Source organism: Halodesulfovibrio spirochaetisodalis (assembly GCF_001672295.1).
GTDB classification, from domain to species: Bacteria; Desulfobacterota; Desulfovibrionia; order Desulfovibrionales; family Desulfovibrionaceae; genus Halodesulfovibrio; species Halodesulfovibrio spirochaetisodalis.
Genome location: NZ_JXMS01000024.1, coordinates 40262 through 59063, shown reverse-complemented (window position 1 = coordinate 59063; position 18802 = coordinate 40262). Strand labels below are relative to the sequence as shown.

The window sequence follows — 18802 nt, the reverse complement described above, 5'->3', positions numbered from 1 at the left end:
ATTGTCTTTATTTTATCTGTCTGGGAAAAGGCATAAAAAAGGGTTGAAATAAAGATAATCTAATGTTTTTAGTAGATTTCATCCAATATGTTCACAGTAATAAACGCCACTACTGTTTTTTACATATCCGCATGATCGGAGCTTGGGGAAGCTTCCGGTCGCTTCAGTATTTCCTTTAGGGGGGGAATCATGGTTGCACCGATAGAAAGTGACAACAGTGTTCAGGTATTGCGTAAGCCAGCCGCAGGAGAAGTGCGGGAGGTTTTAGTTGCCACAGCACAGGACTTTTCTTTTGACTTCGATTTAAACGCTGTTCAAGCTGCTCAAGATGGTTCAAACCTTGTTTTGAAGTTTGAGGACGCCTCCGTACTCAAACTGGTTGGGTTTGCAAAAGAGCCTGCTGCGCTGGACATTACGTTGCAGGATGGCACTGCTCTTTCAGCCGAAGCAATTATTGCCGCCATTGGGGAAGACGGTGTTATCGATACAGCTGCGGGAGAGTCCGCGAGCTCTTCATCTCATGTGCCGCAAGGTTCAGGCTCTTCAAATCTTAATGGCTTCAGTACGCTTCTTGATGGAATTGAGAATCAGGAAATTACGCGTAGCGTAAATAATGTTACTCCTGAACAGCAGGAAGAAGATCTAGAGCTGGGGCTGAATGTTGAAAACAGTCCTGTGTTAGCTGTTGATGACAACAATGCATTGGGCGTCACCGCTGAAAAGCTTTCTGACATTACAAACGGAACTGCTTCTAACCCTGTTGCGGCCGGTAATGTGCTCACCAATGATATCGATGCCAATAGCGATACCTTAACGGTCATTAATTCCGTCCCGAATGCACAATACGGAACCTTTACCCTCAACCCTGATGGTTCTTGGACATACACTCTGGATAATCAAAATCCGGATGTTGTTGCGTTGGACGATAACGAGACTCGCACCGATTCCATTACCTACACAGTTTCAGACGGCCAGTCAGAAAGTCAGGCTACGTTGACGGTCACTATTACCGGTACCAACGATGCGCCGATTGTACAGGCAGAATCCGGTGAGATCACCGCAGTACCGACTTCCACCAGTGCGCCTGTAACCAGCCCGATTGTTTCCGGTACATTACAGGATAATGCACAGGATCTTGATACCTCCGATACCCTTACTTTTTCCGCGGGTGAATACAAAGGGCAGTACGGTACATTAACCGTAGCTGCTGATGGTACATGGTCATATCAACTGGATATGACTAATGCTGATGTTCAAGCTCTTGGCGATGCCAGTGAAACTCTGGATGACAGCTTTACCTACACAGTGACTGACGGCACCGAGAGTGTTTCTTCCGACCTGACCATTAAAGTGCACGGCACTAATGATGCGCCAGAAGTGACGGTAGAGTCCGGCGCTATAACCGCAGTTCCGTATAAAATTTCATCTGGTGATCTTGCAGATAACCCCGTCGTGTCCGGTACGTTGACGGATAACGTTACAGATGTGGATGCCTCCGATACGCTGACCTTCACTGAAGGCACGTACAAAGGTGACTACGGAATATTGACCGTCAAAGCTGACGGCACTTGGTCATATGAGTTGGATATGACTAACGTTGAAGTCAAAGCTCTTGGCGATGCCAGCGAGACTTTGAGTGAAAGCTTTACCTACACTGTTAACGACGGCACCGAGAGTGTTTCTTCCGACCTGACCATAAAAGTGCACGGCACTAATGATGCGCCAGAAGTGACGGTAGAGTCCGGCGATGTAACCGCAGTTCCGTATAAAATTTCATCTGGTGATCTTGCAGATAACCCCGTCGTATCCGGTACGTTGACGGATAACGTTACAGATGTTGATGCGTCTGACAAATTGACCTTCACTGAAGGTACGTACAAAGGTGATTACGGTATTTTGACCGTCAAAGCTGACGGGACTTGGTCATACAAGCTTGATATGTCCAAGGAAGCGGTTCGAGAGCTTGACGATACCAGTACTCCTTTGAACGAAACTTTCACGTACACCGTGACTGACGGCACCGAGAGTGTTTCTTCCGACCTGACCATTAAAGTGCACGGCACCAATGATGCCCCTGAAGTGACGGTCGAGTCCGGCGATATCACCGCAGTTCCGTATAAAACTTCATCTGGTGATCTTGCAGATAACCCCGTCGTGTCCGGTACGTTGACGGATAACGTTACAGATGTAGATGCGTCCGATACGCTGACCTTCACTGAAGGTACGTACAAAGGTGATTACGGCATTTTGACCGTCAAAGCTGACGGTACTTGGTCATACGAACTGAACATGTCTAACGCTGCAGTCAAAGCTCTTGGTGATGCCAGCGAGACTTTGAGTGAAAGCTTTACCTACACTGTTAACGACGGCACCGAGAGTGTTTCTTCCGACCTGACCATTAAAGTGCATGGCACTAATGATGCGCCAGAAGTGACGGTCGAGTCCGGCGCTATAACCGCAGTTCCGTATAAAACTTCATCTGGTGATCTTGCAGATAACCCCGTCGTGTCCGGTACGTTGACGGATAACGTTACAGATGTAGATGCGTCCGACAAATTGACCTTCACCGAAGGTACGTACAAAGGTGATTACGGTATTTTGACCGTTGCCGCTGATGGTACTTGGTCATACGAACTGAACATGTCTAACGTTGAAGTCAAAGCTCTTGGTGATGCCAGCGAGACTTTGAGTGAAAGCTTTACCTACACTGTTAACGATGGCACCGAGAGTGTTTCTTCCGACCTGACCATTAAAGTGCACGGTACCAACGATGCCCCAGAAGTGACGGTTGAGTCTGGTGATATCACTGCAGTTCCGTATAAGACTTCATCTGGTGTTCTTGCAGATAACCCCGTCGTGTCTGGTACGTTGACGGATAACGTCAAGGATGTTGATGCGTCCGATACGTTGACCTTCACTGAAGGTAGATACGAAGGCTCATTCGGTATTTTGACCGTTGCCGCTGATGGTACTTGGTCATACGAGCTGAACATGTCTAACGCTGAAGTCAAAGCTCTTGGTGATGCCAGCGAGACTTTGAGTGAAAGCTTTACCTACACTGTTAACGACGGCACCGAGAGTGTTTCCTCCGATCTGACCATTAAAGTGCATGGCACTAATGATGCGCCAGAAGTGACAGTAGAGTCCGGCGCTATAACCGCAGTTCCGTACAAGACTTCATCTGGTGCTCTTGCCGATAATCCCGTCGTATCCGGTACGCTGACGGATAACGTCAAGGATGTAGATGCGTCCGATACGCTGACCTTCACTGAAGGTAGATACGAAGGCTCATACGGCATTTTGACCGTCGCCGCTGATGGTACTTGGTCATACGAACTGAATATGTCTAACGCTAAAGTCAAAGCTCTTGGTGATGCCAGCGAGACTTTGAGTGATAGCTTTACCTACACTGTTAACGATGGCACCGAGAGTGTTTCTTCCGATCTGACCATTAAAGTGCACGGCACCAACGATGCGCCAGAAGTGACGGTCGAGTCCGGCGCTATAACCGCAGTTCCGTATAAAACTTCATCCGGTGATCTTGCAGATAACCCCGTCGTGTTCGGTACGCTGACGGATAACGTCAAGGATGTAGATGCGTCCGATACGCTGACCTTCACTGAAGGTAGATACGAAGGCTCATACGGCATTTTGACCGTCGCCGCTGATGGTACTTGGTCATATGAGTTGAACATGGGCAATGGCGAAGTTGTTGCGCTTGGTGAGGCAAGCAAAGCACTTGAAGATACATTTACATATACAGTGAGTGATGGAACGGAAACTGTTTCGTCAAAGCTTACCATCAATGTACATGGCACAAACGATGTGCCTGAGGTTGAAGTTGCGTCAGTAACAGCAGCAGATGCTGGTGTTGGTGACTATTCGAGCAGTGATGCCATTCAGGCAACGGTAGTTGAGCATGGATTTAAAGCTGATGCTTCGGGCACTGCTGAAGGGCAAAGCGGCACGAAGGCAAATCCGGCAGATCCTGATCTTGTTGATAACTCTCAGGAAGTTGGAACTGGTGCTACTGCTTCCGGCACGCTGACGTTTACAGACGCAGATAGTGCTGATCATGGTAATGCAGAGTCAGGTTCCGATGGTAACGCACTTACGTACTCAGTCTCCGTTGACTCTGTAGGTGCAGAAGATACCGGCAGTGCCAATGTTCTTACAAGTGAAGGTGGGGCAACCCAGCTTTCAGTCGAAGGCAAGTACGGTACGCTTACATACAACACAGAAAGCGGTGAATGGGCATACCAGCTTGATAACAACGACCCTGATACCCAAAATTTATATGCTCCAGTTCTGGGGGCGGACGGAAAGCTTACATATCCAGAAACCACCGGGCAGGAAACATTTACTGTTTCTGCCTCGGATGGACACGGCGGTGTTGTTGAAAAGGACATTGCAATTGATGTCGCGGGCAGTTTTGACCCTGTTGAATATACACTGACCTACGGTAGTGACTCTGGTGCTTCAAACCGTGCTGGCTGGCATAATGCTGTCGGGTACACTGTTACCTATGCAGATGGTACAACGTCATCCCATATTGCATGGAGTGATGTGCATAGAAGCCCGAATAATCCTGATGGGGTGGCCAAGTTTATTATTACCAAACCATTTGTGGATGTTGATTTCTTTGTTGTGCCGCAGGGTGCGAATTTCCTGAACTCTGATACAAAAATTTATGTCGATTCAGACAATGTACTCCATTACTTTGATGCTGCTTCTGGTACTTGGAAGGCATCCGGTGTCAGAGCCGGTAGCAGCACAAAAGGGCAGATCAGTGAGAATGCTGACTATGTAGCAGCAGATGATGCAGATATGCCGGGCGAAGGTGCATACGATTTTGAAGATTATGTAGCCGGAACCAGTAATGCCGCAACAAACTACCATGATGTGAACTTTTCCGTCAGCGCAGAAACTCTTGTTGAGAAAGAGTACACAGAAGGCGGTTTAGTGCGCTTCAAGATTACAGGTAGTGAGCAGCGTGATGAGTTGCATGGCACTGACTATGACGATGTGATTACCGGAAACGGCGGGCACGATGTTATTTCTGGAAACGGTGGTACAAATATTCTCTACGGTGGTGCCGGAAATGACACCTTTATGGGTGGTGAGGGCGCAGACCATTTCTTCGGCGGTTCAGAGAGCGCTGATTCAGGAAAGGATACTGTTTCCTACGAGAATTCCACAAGCGCTGTAACTGTCGATTTGAGCGGAGCTACCTCTAATGCAGGGGATGCTGCCAATGATACATTCAGCGGTATTGAAAATCTTCGTGGTTCCTCTTTTGCCGATACGCTTACAGGCGATGCAAACGCCAACCGGATTGAAGGTGGTGCCGGTGCAGACGTTATTGATGGCGGCGCTGGAAATGACGTTCTTTCCGGCGGAGCTGGTGCTGATAGCATTGACGGCGGAGCCGGAATAGATACCGTAACATACAGTGATAATAACCGTGGTGTTACTGTAACCATGCGCGACGGCAACAGTGAAGGCACTGTGCAAGGTGGACACGCTACGGGCGATACTCTGTCCAACGTAGAAAAGTTTGTCGGTTCCAGACACAATGACAGCATAGCTACGGATGACGGACTGACCTATGTAGACGCAGGCGGTGGATTTGACCGTCTGACCGTAACTGGCTCTGACTCCTACTCTGCGTCTATTCGTCAGAGTAGCGCCAATAAGCATGGTGCTGAATTTACAGCGAATATGGATTTTGACGGTGACGGGGCTGCTGACCTGTCTGCACGGAACGTAAATGACTTCTACTTTACCAATAAAGGCAGCGGTAACGGTCTTGAAGTAGATCTTACTGTCGAAAATGATTTTACCAAGTACGGCAACATTACGGTTCAAAGTGACGGACAGGCTACAACAACTGTAGATGCCGGATCACATGATATCTCAAATTTGGTCATTGGCGGAACACGCGCTGACGGCGGTAATATTATTACAGTTGATAATGCTGGCGGCAGTCTCGACCATATGCAGATTGACGGTAGCGATGCTGCTGATGAAATTATAATTACGACAGACCAAAGTGCGAACAGTACTATTGATGGAGAAGGCGGAGCGGATAGCATAGATCTTTCTGGAGTGGAGTCCGGTTCGATTACAGTTGCTGCCGGTTCCGGTAATGACACAATGTACGCCGGTGGCGCAGCCGAAACCTTCAATGGTGGTAGCGGCACAGATACAGTCAGTTACGAAAAGTCTACAGAGAAAGTGACAGTAGATCTCGTGGGCGGTGCGAGCAACGGTGACGCTGCTGGCGACACGTATACTTCTGTTGAACGACTTGAAGGGTCAGTACATGACGACACTTTCATTGTTAATGCTGGCGATACCCGCACCCTTGATGCTGGTGCCGGAATAGATACCGCGGACTTCAGCCAGTCATCAACCGGTGTACGTTTGAATGCGGACGGAAGTTTCGGTGTAGCTGGTCGTACAACACAGAACGGGCAGCTTGAAGGTTTTGAGAAAGTAATCGGCTCTGACAAGCAGGATACCCTTGAGGTGGATGGCTCCGGTTCCTTCACCGTGACTGTGAAACAAGCAGTTAACGGCATTGAGCACTTTGTGATTACAAATGCCATTGGCGAAGTCGTGCTCGAAGCCTCTGATTTTGAAAATGTGCGATTCACAGAATCCATCAACGTAAAGGTTGTGGGTGAAAAAGGCGCGTCCGGCGTGAATGTGTTTACAGCTGATGACAAGGCTGTTCATGTAACTGTCGAAGCACAGGCAGATAGTGAACTGAACGTCACCACTGGCACTAAGGGAGATACTATCGATCTTTCCGGCGGCTCAGCTGGTTCTGCTGAAGTGACCATTAATTCCGGTGAAGGTAATGATACAATTTACGCCAGTGCTGCTCAGGAAACATTTAATGTTGATGGCGGCAACGATACTGTCAGTTATGAAAAGTCATCAGGTGCTGTCACCGTTGATCTCGTTGGAAACAACGGGAAAGGCGATGCCGCCGGTGACGAGTACAATCGAGTCGAAAGAATCGAAGGAAGCGATCAGGCAGACACTTTTATCGTGGACGCAAACGAACGTACAACGCTTGATGGTGGTGAGGGTGAAGATACCGCGGACTTCAGCCAGTCATCAACCGGTGTACGTTTGAATGCTGATGGAAGCTTTGGTGTGGCTGGTCGCACAACACAGAACGGACAGCTTGAAGGCTTTGAAAAAGTAATCGGCTCTGGTAAGCAGGATACCCTTGAGGTAGATGGCTCCGGTTCCTTCACCGTGACTGTGAAACAAGCAGTTAACGGCATTGAGCACTTTGTGATTACGGACGCCGTGGGGCGCACTGTGCTTGAAGCTTCAGATTTCGAAAACGTACGTTTCACAGAATCCACCAACGTAAAGGTTGTGGGCGAAGAAGGCGCGTCCGGCGTGAATGTGTTTACAGCTGATGACAAGGCTGTCCATGTAACTGTCGAAGCGCAGGCTGATAGTGAACTGAACATCACTACTGGTGCTAAAGCAGATACTATCGATCTTTCCAGCGGCTCAGTTGATTCTGCTGAGGTGACCATCAATTCTGGTGCTGGTGACGATACAATTTACGCCGGAGCAGCTCAGGAAACTATCAACGCTTACGGCGGTACCGATACTGTTAGTTACGAGAAATCCAATAACGCAGTAACTGTTGATATGGTCGGCGATAGTGGAACAGGCGACGCTACTGGTGATTCCTACAACTTTGTTGAGAAAGTTAAAGGTACTAATCAGGCAGATACCTTTATTGTGGACGCAGATGAACGTACAACGCTTGATGGCGGTAACGGGCACGATACTGTTGATTTCAGCCAGTCTTCCACTGGTGTTACTGTTGCTGCTGACGGCAGCTTCGGTATCAATGACGGTACGGTAAAGACAGGCCAGTTCGAGAGCTTTGAGAATTTCGAAGGCTCTTCCCATGACGATTCTTTGAACGTGAATGGCAACTGGAATAGTATTTCAACTGGCGCTGGTGAAGATTCAGTCACTGTTGATTCAACCTTTATTGGTAACACAACCATCTCAACCGGTGCAGATGCCGATATCATTGATCTCAGCACAGCAACAGGTGGCAAAGCTACGGTGAATGCCGGTACCGGCGATGACACTATGCATGCCGGTGTTGCAGCAGAAACCTTCAATGGTGGTAGCGGCACAGATACTGTGAGCTATGCAGACTCTGCTTCAAAAGTACATGTTGATCTGTCTGATTCACAAACTGAGACTGGTGGCGCTGCAGAAGGTGATACCTTGTCAGGTGTCGAGAATCTTATTGGTAGTGCCTATGCTGATACATTAAAGGGCGATGAGCATGCGAATGTCATTAAAGGCGGAGACAGCGCATCAGATGGTGTAGTTGTTTTCAGAGAAGATTTTGAAGATGGCAGAGCTGCTGACTGGTCAGGAACGAAAGAAATTCATGACTACACAGTGTATCATCCGAACGGTAACACTGAACAAGGAAAAGTACTGGAAGTTGATGCCGGTGTTGGTCGGGATTCAATTTTCAGAACTGTGCAGACAGTGGTCGGGCAGGAGTATGAGTTAACGTTCAAGGCGCTTACTCGCGATAATCCATTTGCTTCTCAAAATGAGGTGTTGCTTATCCTCATCGGTGGTACTGAGTATAGTATGGTGCCTGTCAGGGATGATCAGAGTAATGATGTTGATAACCTGTTTGAGACGTATTCAATTAAGTTTACAGCAACAGATGCCAGCACAACCATAACCTTCACTGAAGAGTGGCCGCAGAGCATGTCAACGCATGGTGTGCTGCTGGATGACATAGTATTACGGACTGTCACGGATGATACAATTCATGGCGGTGGTGGTGACGATATCCTGTACGGTCAGGGAGGATATGATGTTCTCTACGGTGATGAGGGTAACGATACTCTCATTGGTGGGACAGGGGCAGATATCCTCTATGGCGGTTCAGTGAAAGACGTAAATGGTAGAACAGTTGTTGTAGACACAGGCAACGACACTGCCAGTTATGAAAAATCTGCCCATGCCGTTAATGTTGATTTGACACTTGCAAGTGCTCAGGTCGATTTTGCTGGAGCTTCAGCCGCTGGTGGTGATGCTGTAGGTGATATCTTGAATGGTATTGAAAACCTGATTGGCAGCGCTCATGATGATACCTTGAAGGGTGATAACAGCGTCAATATTCTTAAAGGAGAAGACGGCGCAGACACACTCTTCGGTGGTGGCGGTAGTGACACATTACACGGCGGTTCCGGCGATGATCAGCTTCATGGTGATGCAGGTGATGACACTCTCCATGGCGGAATCGGAACAGATACTGCGTACTATGATGGTAATTTTGACGAGTACACCATAACAGCCCACGGCACGGATGCTAACCGGTACTACACAGTTGCCAGAGGTTCAGAGACCGATACTTTGTATGATATTGAGTCATTGCACTTTGCTGATAAGACTCTTTCTCCTGCTGAAGCCGCAGCGCATGAACCGGGTGTTGTAAAGCATGGAACGCATGGACAGGATTACCTGTACGGCGGTTCTGGAGATGATAAGCTTTACGGTGGCAACGGACATGACGAGTTGCACGGTAAAGGCGGTGACGACACCTTGAAAGGTGGCAATGGCGAGGATAAGCTTTACGGTGGCTCAGGATCAGATACCCTTGACGGAGGGAATGGTCATGACAGGCTCTATGGCGGCCTCGGTGATGACACCTTAAAAGCTGGCAACGGGGAAGATCATCTGTTCGGTGGTGATGGTGCTGATAAGCTGATTGGAAATAGCGGGCACGACACCTTGAATGGTGGTTACGGTGATAACGATATTCTCAATGGTGGACAAGGTGATGACATCTTCCTGTTTACATCCGAAGACTTTAAAGAATCCGGTCAGACAACATTTATTCAGGATTTCGGAAGAGGGCATGACCATCTGAGATTCTCTGATGTTATCTCTGGCAACGGACACGAAACATATTCTGTTTCAGATGTTCAGTACACCGGGGGCAATACTGTATTTACAGTGACAGCCACACAGGCAGGCTCTTCAGAGGTTGCAGTGCACACCGTTGTACTTGAAGACGATATAGTCAGCAAAGGCTATCTGGAACAGCTCATACGAAATGGATAAACGAAAAAGCCCCGTTCAACCGAGCGGGGCTTTTTATTTCGCAGTAAGGTAAGAGTAAATGGCTATTCGTAAAGCCAGCAGCGGACTTCTCTGTTTGCTTCCGGTCTCAATAAAGGCGGTTCCATTTTTTTGCATTTATCGAAGACGTGCTTACATCGTTCGTGGAATCGGCAACCTTCAGGCAGTGCGTATAGCGGGGCAACAGAACCGGGGATGGTTTCAAGCATTCCTTTCTGAATACGTGTCCCTTTTGCCGGTATAGTAGGGATGGATTGGATAAGTCCTTGCGTATACGGGTGCAGCGGATTGGCAAATAAGTCCTGCGTGCTTGCCTGCTCGATAACTCTACCGCTGTACATCACAACGACATCGTCGGCGTTTTCTGCCACTACTCCAAGGTCATGTGTAATGAGGAGCAGGGCTGTACCTGTGTCTTCAGCAAGCTTGTGCATTAAATCTAAAATTTGTCCCTGAATGGTCACATCAAGCGCAGTTGTGGGCTCATCAGCAATAATGAGGCGTGGAGAGCACGCTAGAGCCATTGCAATAACTACTCGTTGCCGCATACCGCCACTGAGTTGGTGTGGGAACTCTTTTGCGCGTTGAGCAGGGGAAGGGATACCTACTTCATGAAGCAAGTCTATAGCGCGGGCAAGAGCGGCTTTTTTATCGAGCTTTTCATGTAACCGCAGCACTTCTGCAATCTGCTCACCTATTTTGAAAACAGGGTTAAGCGATGTCATCGGCTCCTGAAAGATCATGGAAATGGCGTTTCCACGAACGCGCTGCATTTCTTTTTCCGGTAACGTAAGCAGGTCAGTACCTTCAAAGAGTATTTTACCTGTTGTTATTTTGCCCGGAGGAGACGGGATTAACCGCATGATGGATAGTGATGTCACACTTTTTCCGCAGCCGGATTCTCCAACAATACTTAGTGATTGTCCGGAATTGATAGAGAAACTTACATCGTCAACAGCCGTAAGTCTGCCGTGTGCTGTGGTGTTGAAAACTGTTGTGAGTCCCTCTACTGAGAGAAGCGGTTGTGACATGACGCATCCTATATATAATGTTGTGAAAAAAGCAGCGCACCTTGAGACAGCAGGTGGTAACAGCTGGGTCTGGTGGTGGCGTCGGCTGCTTCTTTGAGTAATATCAAGCTCTATATGAGCAGTAAATACTGGTCGTGAGCCTTGGTATTTTTTTTACCGGAGTGATGATAGTTGGTGATGTTCATCTGTTCTAATTATGTCGTGCTGTGGTAATAAAACAGGTTCCAGAGTGAAAACTAGAATACGGATTGCAGTTGGTGACTGCAAGGAGTCTTTGGCAATGTACATTCATAATCAGCAGGTTGTGATATAAAAATGGCTCTATAATGTTCTGAGTCTGAGTTGAAAATAATTTTCAATTACATTCTCAATGCCCTTGACAATCATTTTCAATTTGACTACTCACTAGGCATACGTTTTGGAGGGGTCACAAAATGCCATGTTGTAAACGCAAGCGTAAATTGAATTCTTTACCTACTGGATGCAAAGCCCGAATCAAAGGTTTGTGTAGCGAACCAAAGCTGCGGGGGAGACTTTGCGCATTGGGACTTACTCCGGGCACAGTTGTGGAAGTATGTTCCCCATGTCGTTTCAAGGTAAAGGACTGCCTGCTCACCTTGGGTGATGACATTGCATGCACGCTTGAATGCGAGCCCCTTGATCACGATCATAATCATGATGATGCGCAACCTTTCCGTTCTCTATAATCTTGCTGTGCGCATTGTTTGTTGCTGAAAGAACCTGAATATTATTGATGCTGCTCAGCAGTAATAACAGGTAATTAACAGATTCTTTTTCGATAAGTAAACCGGAGGTATCCATGTCGGATGCTGTCATTGTCGCAGTGATTATCGCTGTTGCAGCCGGATATCTTGTACGACGCTTTATGAAGAAGGGATCTTCCGGCGGCTGCGGTTGCGGCAGCAGCTGCGGTGGATGTGGCTCTTCTGATACTACAAGCGCCCACAAGGGTTCTGCTGGCTGCGGTTGCTCTTCACACAAAGAGTAATAGTATAGGTTACGATGGTGTGCAAAACAGCGCACTTTTTTTACTGAATTTAATTGATAGAGATTTTCAATTTCACAAAGGGTGGTTAGAATGTCGAACGCAATACCTATGCGGGAATTAAAAGTTGGGGAGAAGGCTAAAGTGGTTGCAATTACTGCAATTGGAGAACTTGGCCGTCGTATTCGTGATATGGGCCTTGTTCCAGGAGCTGAACTGGAAGTTGTAGGCCGTGCACCGCTGCAGGATCCGGTAGCCTTACGTCTTACTGGTTTTACGCTTTCCCTGCGCAATAACGAAGCTGACTACATTGCTGTAGAGCGTGTTTAATCACGCCTGTCTGCCACACAAAATTTTCTGTTTACGAGGAATGTTTCATGTCTAAAGAGATTAAAGTTGCTCTTGCCGGTAACCCTAACTCCGGTAAGACAACAGCGTTTAACGCGATTACAGGAGCCCGCCAGCACGTAGGTAACTATCCTGGTATTACTGTTGATAAGAAAGAAGGTTTCACTAAAGTTGGTGAAAACAGAATTCATCTTATCGACCTTCCGGGAACCTACTCCCTTACAGCGTATACAATGGAAGAAATTGTTGCGCGTAACGTAGTTGCTGACCAGCGTCCTGACGTTGTTATTGATGTTCTCAACGCAGGTGCGCTTGAGCGTAACCTGTACCTTGCAATCCAGTTGATGGAAATGGGCGCTCCAATCGTTCTTGCACTGAACATGATGGATGAAGCCAACAAGCAAGGAATGAAAATTGATATTGATAAGCTTGCTGACCTGCTTAACGTACCAGTGGTTGAAACCGTTGCACGTACAGGTGAGGGTATTCAGGAACTGTTGACTGAAACAGTAAAATGCGCTGCGAAAAACGAAGGCAAAAAGTGGGAGCCTCTCTCCATTTCCTACGGGCCAGACCTTGATCCTGCGCTTAACAAGATGGTTGATCTCATTGAAAAGAACAATCTTCTTACTGACCGTTACCCGTCCCGCTGGACAGCGCTTAAGTACCTCGAAAGCGATGATGAAATCATGCAACTCGGCCGTGAAGCACATCCTGTTTCCGCAGAGCTTGAAGAGGTAGTAAAAAGTGTTTCCAAGCATCTTGAAAGCACTCTTGCAACCTATCCTGAAGCTGTTATTGCTGACTACCGTTACGGATACATCACTTCTATTATCCGTCAGGGCGTAGTGACTCGTCTTGATGCTGCAGCTGACCGTGTAGCACTGTCCGATAAAATTGATACTATCGTGACACACCGTTTCCTCGGCCCGATTATTATGCTGGCTGTTATGTACCTGATTTATCAGGTGACATTTACCTTCAGTGAGACCCCTGTAGGCTGGTTTGAAAGCTTCTTCGGCTGGCTTGGCGAGACTGCTGAAGCAAATATGAATGACGGCTTGCTTAAGTCACTTGTTATTTCAGGTGTTATTGACGGTGTTGGTGGCGTTATGGGCTTTGTTCCGCTCATTATGTTCATGTTCCTTCAGATCGCTATCCTCGAAGACTCCGGCTACATGGCTCGTGTCGCATACATGCTTGACCGCGTATTCCGCTTCTTCGGCCTTCACGGCTGTTCTGTAATGCCATTCATCGTATCTGGTGGTATTGCTGGTGGTTGTGCTGTGCCTGGTGTTATGGCTGCACGTACTCTGCGAAGCCCTAAAGAGAAACTGGCAACGTTGATCACTGCACCGTTCATGGCTTGTGGTGCAAAGCTTCCGGTATTCCTCCTCTTTGTAGGCGTATTCTTTGAAAAGAATCAGGCAATGGTTATGTTCATGATCACAATGGTTGCATGGGCATGTGCTCTGATTGTTTCAAAAATCTTGCGTAACACAGTTATTAAAGGTGAAGCTACTCCGTTTGTAATGGAACTTCCGCCGTACCGTTTCCCTACTCTTCGTGGTCTTTTCATCCACACGTGGGAACGTACATGGCAGTACATTAAGAAAGCTGGTACCGTAATCCTTGCAATTTCCATCCTTATCTGGGCAGCAATGACCTTCCCGAACCTTCCGGAAGATCAGGTTGCAGCATTTGATGCACAGAAAACAGTTGTTCAGGAACAGATTGATGCAGCAACTGCTTCCGGTGCTCCGGTTGCTGAGCTTGAAGAAAAGCTTCTTTCCGTTGAAAACGAAGAGGCAGAAGCAACATTGAAAAACTCTTACGCTGGTTCCATTGGTGTGGCTCTTGAGCCTATCATGAGCCCTGCCGGATTTGACTGGCGCACAAACATTGCTCTTGTTGGTGGCTTTGCAGCGAAAGAGGTAATTGTTTCTACTCTGGGTACTGCATACTCCCTTGGTGAAGTTGATCCTGAAGATGCTTCACCTCTTGCAGAACGCATTGCACAGGATCCTAACTGGACTCCGGCAACTGCAATTGCATTCCTTCTTTTTGTACTTCTCTACGCACCATGTTTTGTTACCGTTGTTGCTATCAAGCAGGAAGCAAACTCATGGAAATGGGCTATTTTCTCCGTGGTGTTTAACACTGCATTGGCCTACACCGTAGCTGTAGCAGTAGTACAAATAGGAAAGCTGCTGTAAGAATATAACAACAATGTTACAAAGCCCCGTTCGATTATGCTCGGACGGGGCTTTTTATGTTTCTGCCAGATGTATTTTGTGTGAAATACAATAAGTAATAGCTATGTTCTTAAGAAAATGCTGTATGACACGATAAGTGCCTGAAGAGAATACGTTCTTGGTTTACCACTTACGCCATAATCAACACCGTCTACATAATAAATTGAATTAGTAATAAAGGAAAATATGTTTGTGTATCAACGGTGGATATAAACTGGGAGGCATATGACATTACGAGCACGATTGGTTTTAGGTTTTGGAATACTACTTTGCTTGCTTATAGGGATGGGGGCAGCAACAATTCAGGAAATTAATGAAGTTTCTTCAGCAACAGAGAAACTGTATCGGCATCCCTACGCTGTCAGCACTGCCATTTTGCGGATAGACGGTAATATTGTCCGTATCCACAGGGCAATGAAGGATATTGCATCCAGTACCTCACAGGCTCAGGTTGAGAGCTCTCTGGCAATAATTCGTGACTTGGAAAAAAGTATCCACGCTGATTTTGATGTATTGCGTGACCGGTTCTTAGGAAATCCGCAAAAAGTGGAAGAGCTGGTGGCGGATTTTGATAAATGGCGCCCCATTCGCGAAGAAGTTATTGCCCTGTTCAAAGCAGGCAATAAGGCAGGAGCATTGGCCATTACAAAGGGTAAAGGTGCACAACATGTTGCTAAGCTGAATGCGGACATGAAGGCCTTTATCGATTTCGCATCCAATAAAGCAACAGCATTCGCTCGACAGGCAGAAGATACAAAAAACAATATTATCACTGTTACATATTGCTTTTTAGCTGCTGCGATTGCCATTTCTCTTTGCATCATATGCTGCATTGTATGCAAGACAGGTAAAATGCTCGGTGCAGATCCTGCGGAACTGGAACGCATTGTCCAGTCACTTGCAGACGGAGATTTTTCTGTTGATTTGTCGAAAGGCAAGAAGGGCGTGTATGCAAACCTTGCCCGTCTGGTTACTGTGTTATCTATATTCCATCAGGATGTAGCCAGCCTTACAGAGGCAGTAGAGAAAGGTGAGCTGGACGCGAGTGCCGATGTCTCAAAATATAGCGGCGAGTTTGCAACCCTTATGGGTGAGATAAACCAGCTGGTGACAATGTTTGCCAATGCCATGAACAAGTTGCCGGTAGCGATGATGATTCGCGACGTTGATTACAATATGGTGTTCTTGAACTCCAAGGCATTGGAGATTGTGGGAATCACAGAATATAAGAATCAAAAATGCTACGATGTCTTGAATACAACTCATTGTAATACAGAACTGTGCGGCAGTGACCGTTGCATCAAAGACTGCCGTCCGTATACACAGGAAACTATTTCTTCATTGTCTTCAGGTGACTATAATATTGAATACTCAGCTGTGCCGCTTATCCTGCGTGATGGAAGCGTTGCCGGTGCCATTGAAGTACTGCTCGATCGAACAGATATGCGGGCAGCAGAAAAAACCATGCAGGAAGTTGCAGCGCAGGCTGACAATTTAGCAGAACATCTTGCTATTTCGTCTGAACGCCTTTCCTCGCAGGTTTCTCAGATCGCAGCAGGTGCTGAGATTCAGCAGGAACGTGTTACGGAAACATCCACAGCCATGGAAGAAATGAACAGCACTGTTCTTGAAGTTGCTAAAAATGCATCCGGTGCTACAGACCAGTCTGTAGGGGCGCAGAAGAAGGCAAACGAAGGTTCAGAGTTAGTGAATGGTGTTGTGGATATTATTGCTCAGGTAAATGCCACGGCGCAAGATCTTGAAAGTAATATGCATAAACTTGGTGCGCAGGCAGATTCCATTGGCAGCGTACTGACCGTGATTAACGATATTGCTGATCAAACTAACCTTCTTGCGCTGAACGCAGCCATTGAAGCCGCACGGGCAGGTGAGGCTGGCAGAGGTTTTGCTGTTGTTGCTGATGAAGTCCGTAAGCTTGCAGAAAAAACCATGACTGCGACGAACGAAGTTGAGAGCAGTATTTCTGCAATGCAGGTTGCCGCAAAAGAGAATATGAAGCACGTTGAAAGCACCGTTTCATTCGTTTCCCGTGCTAATGACCAGTCATCGCTGTCTGGCAAAGCATTACAGGCAATTGTAGACATGTCTGCGGAAGGATCCATCCTGATTAGCAGCATCGCAACGGCAGCCGAGCAGCAATCTGCTACTTCAGAAGAAATTAACAGAGCACTTGAAGAAGTAAATGTGGTGGTTGCGGAAACGACTGCTGGAATACAAGAGTCTTCAGTTGCGGTTAAAGAGCTTTCTTCAGTTGCTTTGCAACTTAAGGGGCTTGTTGCTGAATTAAAACAGTAGGTGAAGATATTTCCATGAGGGTTATTGTCTCCTCACTGAGATATCTCTACATAAATTAAACAGAAAAAAGCCCGCGTTATACAACGCGGGCTTTTTTCTATCCGAATGAAATCAGTGTTACACGATTTCAACGAGTTCAATTTCGAAGGTAAGGTCTTTACCTGCGAGCGGGTGGTTGGCATCAAGAGTAATGCCGTCTTCTTTGACGTCAGTAATGACTACTTCCATTACTCCGCCTTCAGACTCGAGCTGCAAGAGCATGCCTACTTCAGGAGTGATGTGCTCTGGCACCTGATCGTTGGCAACATCAATAACCATTTCGTCATTGCGCTGGCCGTATGCTTCGTCTGCCGGGATAGTAACTTTAGTAGAATCACCTACATTCATACCCTCAACAGCTTTTTCGAAACCAGGAATAAGCATGCCGGAACCAAGAGTAAACTCCAGAGGTTCGCGCTCGCGAGAGGAATCGAAAACCGTGCCGTCTTCAAGAGTACCTGTGTAGTGAACTTTAACTGAATCGCCGTCTTTGACCTGTGCCATGAAGGTCTCCTTATTAAAAATGTGGTATGGTAGGATGACTGTTAGCATCTTTAAAGTCAATTCTTATTTAAACATCGGCAAGATAACAGTGAGTAATGATGTCTTGGGCATGGACATATTCAGTCGCATGGAATACGCAGCCAGAAAGTATTTTGATGGCGATTTTATTTTGACAGTACATTGCCTGTTTGCTTGTGCAAGGTGCGGCATAGAGTTGCAATAGTGTAAAACAAGGTTCTGCATTCACTAATGCACATTGTTTTCATAGCATGTGTTTTGTGTTTTTCGTGTTTTTTCAAAGAAAAACATAGAGAAAACCGTTGCTGACGGACGCCTTTGCATGCAGTTGAACAAGGCTCGGAAAAGTTAAAAAAACACTCTTGAATACTTGACCGGTATTCAAATCTGAAATAGTAGTACTTATAAGAACTACGCAGGAGAATAAATGGAACTCATTCAGGCATTGAAGAAATTTGGTTTCACTCAGCAAGAGTCTCTGATGTACGTTACTCTTTGTAAAATGGGTGCCATGACAGGGTATGAGGCCGCGAAGGTTTCCGGCATTTCCCGATCCAATGCATACGCTGCGTTATCCAGCCTTGTTGAAAAAGGCGGAGCAATCGTTTCTTCGGAAGACTCCAGTAAGTATACTGCGATTCCTCGTGAAGAACTTATTTTGAATTTACGTCGATCCTGTGAATCGACATTGGAATTTCTGGAAGAAAATTTACCTGAGCAGGAAGAGGAAGAAGCACCGTACCTTACCATTTCAGGGTACGGAAACACTCTTGATAAAATGCGGAATATGATTCTGCTTGCAAAAGGGTGGGTATATCTTTCTGTCTCATCCTCAACTGTAAAGCTGCTTACGTCTGATTTAGAGAACTGTATCGAACGTGGACTTAAGGTAGTGATTTTATCAGATGAGGACCCGCATCTTTCCGGCGCAGTCTTTATGCATAATGAAGCTCCGGCGGAGAATGTACGCATCATCGCTGATACCAGCGAAGTTATAGTGGGCACGCTCGAAGTGAATAAAGGGCAGTGTCTCTATTCAAAAAACAAGCATCTCGTATCCTTAATGCGTGAAGCTCTGCTTAATGAAATTGAGCTTATTAAGATACGAGGCATTTAATCAG

Annotated in this window: 9 protein-coding genes; 7 read left to right on the top strand and 2 right to left on the bottom strand. The window is 46.8% G+C overall.

What is annotated here, in order from left to right; all coding sequences use genetic code 11:
• Window positions 1-189 precede the first annotated feature (189 nt).
• On the top strand, window positions 190-10146 hold the full coding sequence (locus SP90_RS12580) for a VCBS domain-containing protein (protein ID WP_066856811.1): 9957 nt from the start codon (window positions 190-192) through the stop codon (window positions 10144-10146).
• Window positions 10147-10208: 62 nt separating this feature from the next.
• Here the strand turns inward: SP90_RS12580 and SP90_RS12575 are convergent, their stop codons facing one another.
• Window positions 10209-11195, bottom strand: coding sequence for an ABC transporter ATP-binding protein (locus tag SP90_RS12575; RefSeq protein WP_066856808.1), 987 nt, complete (start codon window positions 11193-11195; stop codon window positions 10209-10211).
• Between the two features lie 434 nt (window positions 11196-11629).
• Between SP90_RS12575 and SP90_RS16530 the strand changes: the two genes are divergently transcribed.
• The 5 genes from SP90_RS16530 (at window position 11630) to SP90_RS12550 (ending at window position 17120) form a co-directional block, all read left to right on the top strand.
• The gene (locus SP90_RS16530; RefSeq protein ID WP_082936438.1) at window positions 11630-11902 is read left to right on the top strand and encodes a FeoA family protein; all 273 of its coding nucleotides are present in this window, start codon (window positions 11630-11632) and stop codon (window positions 11900-11902) included.
• A gap of 113 nt (window positions 11903-12015) precedes the next feature.
• The gene (locus SP90_RS12565) at window positions 12016-12204 is read left to right on the top strand and encodes a FeoB-associated Cys-rich membrane protein (RefSeq protein ID WP_066856802.1); all 189 of its coding nucleotides are present in this window, start codon (window positions 12016-12018) and stop codon (window positions 12202-12204) included.
• Between the two features lie 90 nt (window positions 12205-12294).
• Window positions 12295-12531: a FeoA family protein gene (locus tag SP90_RS12560; protein ID WP_066856799.1), complete on the top strand. Its 237-nt coding sequence runs from the start codon at window positions 12295-12297 to the stop codon at window positions 12529-12531.
• 47 nt (window positions 12532-12578) lie between these two features.
• A complete protein-coding gene (gene feoB, locus SP90_RS12555; RefSeq protein WP_066856796.1) occupies window positions 12579-14765 on the top strand; it encodes a ferrous iron transport protein B in 2187 nt (728 codons plus the stop codon).
• Between the two features lie 264 nt (window positions 14766-15029).
• Entirely contained in the window at window positions 15030-17120 is a 2091-nt protein-coding gene (locus SP90_RS12550) for a methyl-accepting chemotaxis protein (RefSeq protein WP_082936437.1), read from the top strand.
• Between the two features lie 117 nt (window positions 17121-17237).
• Here the strand turns inward: SP90_RS12550 and SP90_RS12545 are convergent, their stop codons facing one another.
• Window positions 17238-17663: an FKBP-type peptidyl-prolyl cis-trans isomerase gene (locus tag SP90_RS12545; RefSeq protein WP_066856789.1), complete on the bottom strand. Its 426-nt coding sequence runs from the start codon at window positions 17661-17663 to the stop codon at window positions 17238-17240.
• A gap of 445 nt (window positions 17664-18108) precedes the next feature.
• On the opposite strand from SP90_RS12545, the gene SP90_RS12540 reads away from it, so the two are divergent.
• On the top strand, window positions 18109-18798 hold the full coding sequence (locus SP90_RS12540) for a TrmB family transcriptional regulator (protein WP_066856786.1): 690 nt from the start codon (window positions 18109-18111) through the stop codon (window positions 18796-18798).
• Window positions 18799-18802: the final 4 nt, after the last annotated feature.

What these genes read in the sequence shown, in the direction of transcription:
- SP90_RS12580 (WP_066856811.1), top strand. Translation starts at nt 190, where the DNA reads ATGGTTGCACCGATAGAAAGTGACAACAGTGTTCAGGTATTGCGTAAG.
- SP90_RS12575 (WP_066856808.1), bottom strand. Translation starts at nt 11,195, where the DNA reads ATGTCACAACCGCTTCTCTCAGTAGAGGGACTCACAACAGTTTTCAAC.
- SP90_RS16530 (WP_082936438.1), top strand. Translation starts at nt 11,630, where the DNA reads ATGCCATGTTGTAAACGCAAGCGTAAATTGAATTCTTTACCTACTGGA.
- SP90_RS12565 (WP_066856802.1), top strand. Translation starts at nt 12,016, where the DNA reads ATGTCGGATGCTGTCATTGTCGCAGTGATTATCGCTGTTGCAGCCGGA.
- SP90_RS12560 (WP_066856799.1), top strand. Translation starts at nt 12,295, where the DNA reads ATGTCGAACGCAATACCTATGCGGGAATTAAAAGTTGGGGAGAAGGCT.
- feoB (WP_066856796.1), top strand. Translation starts at nt 12,579, where the DNA reads ATGTCTAAAGAGATTAAAGTTGCTCTTGCCGGTAACCCTAACTCCGGT.
- SP90_RS12550 (WP_082936437.1), top strand. Translation starts at nt 15,030, where the DNA reads ATGACATTACGAGCACGATTGGTTTTAGGTTTTGGAATACTACTTTGC.
- SP90_RS12545 (WP_066856789.1), bottom strand. Translation starts at nt 17,663, where the DNA reads ATGGCACAGGTCAAAGACGGCGATTCAGTTAAAGTTCACTACACAGGT.
- SP90_RS12540 (WP_066856786.1), top strand. Translation starts at nt 18,109, where the DNA reads ATGGAACTCATTCAGGCATTGAAGAAATTTGGTTTCACTCAGCAAGAG.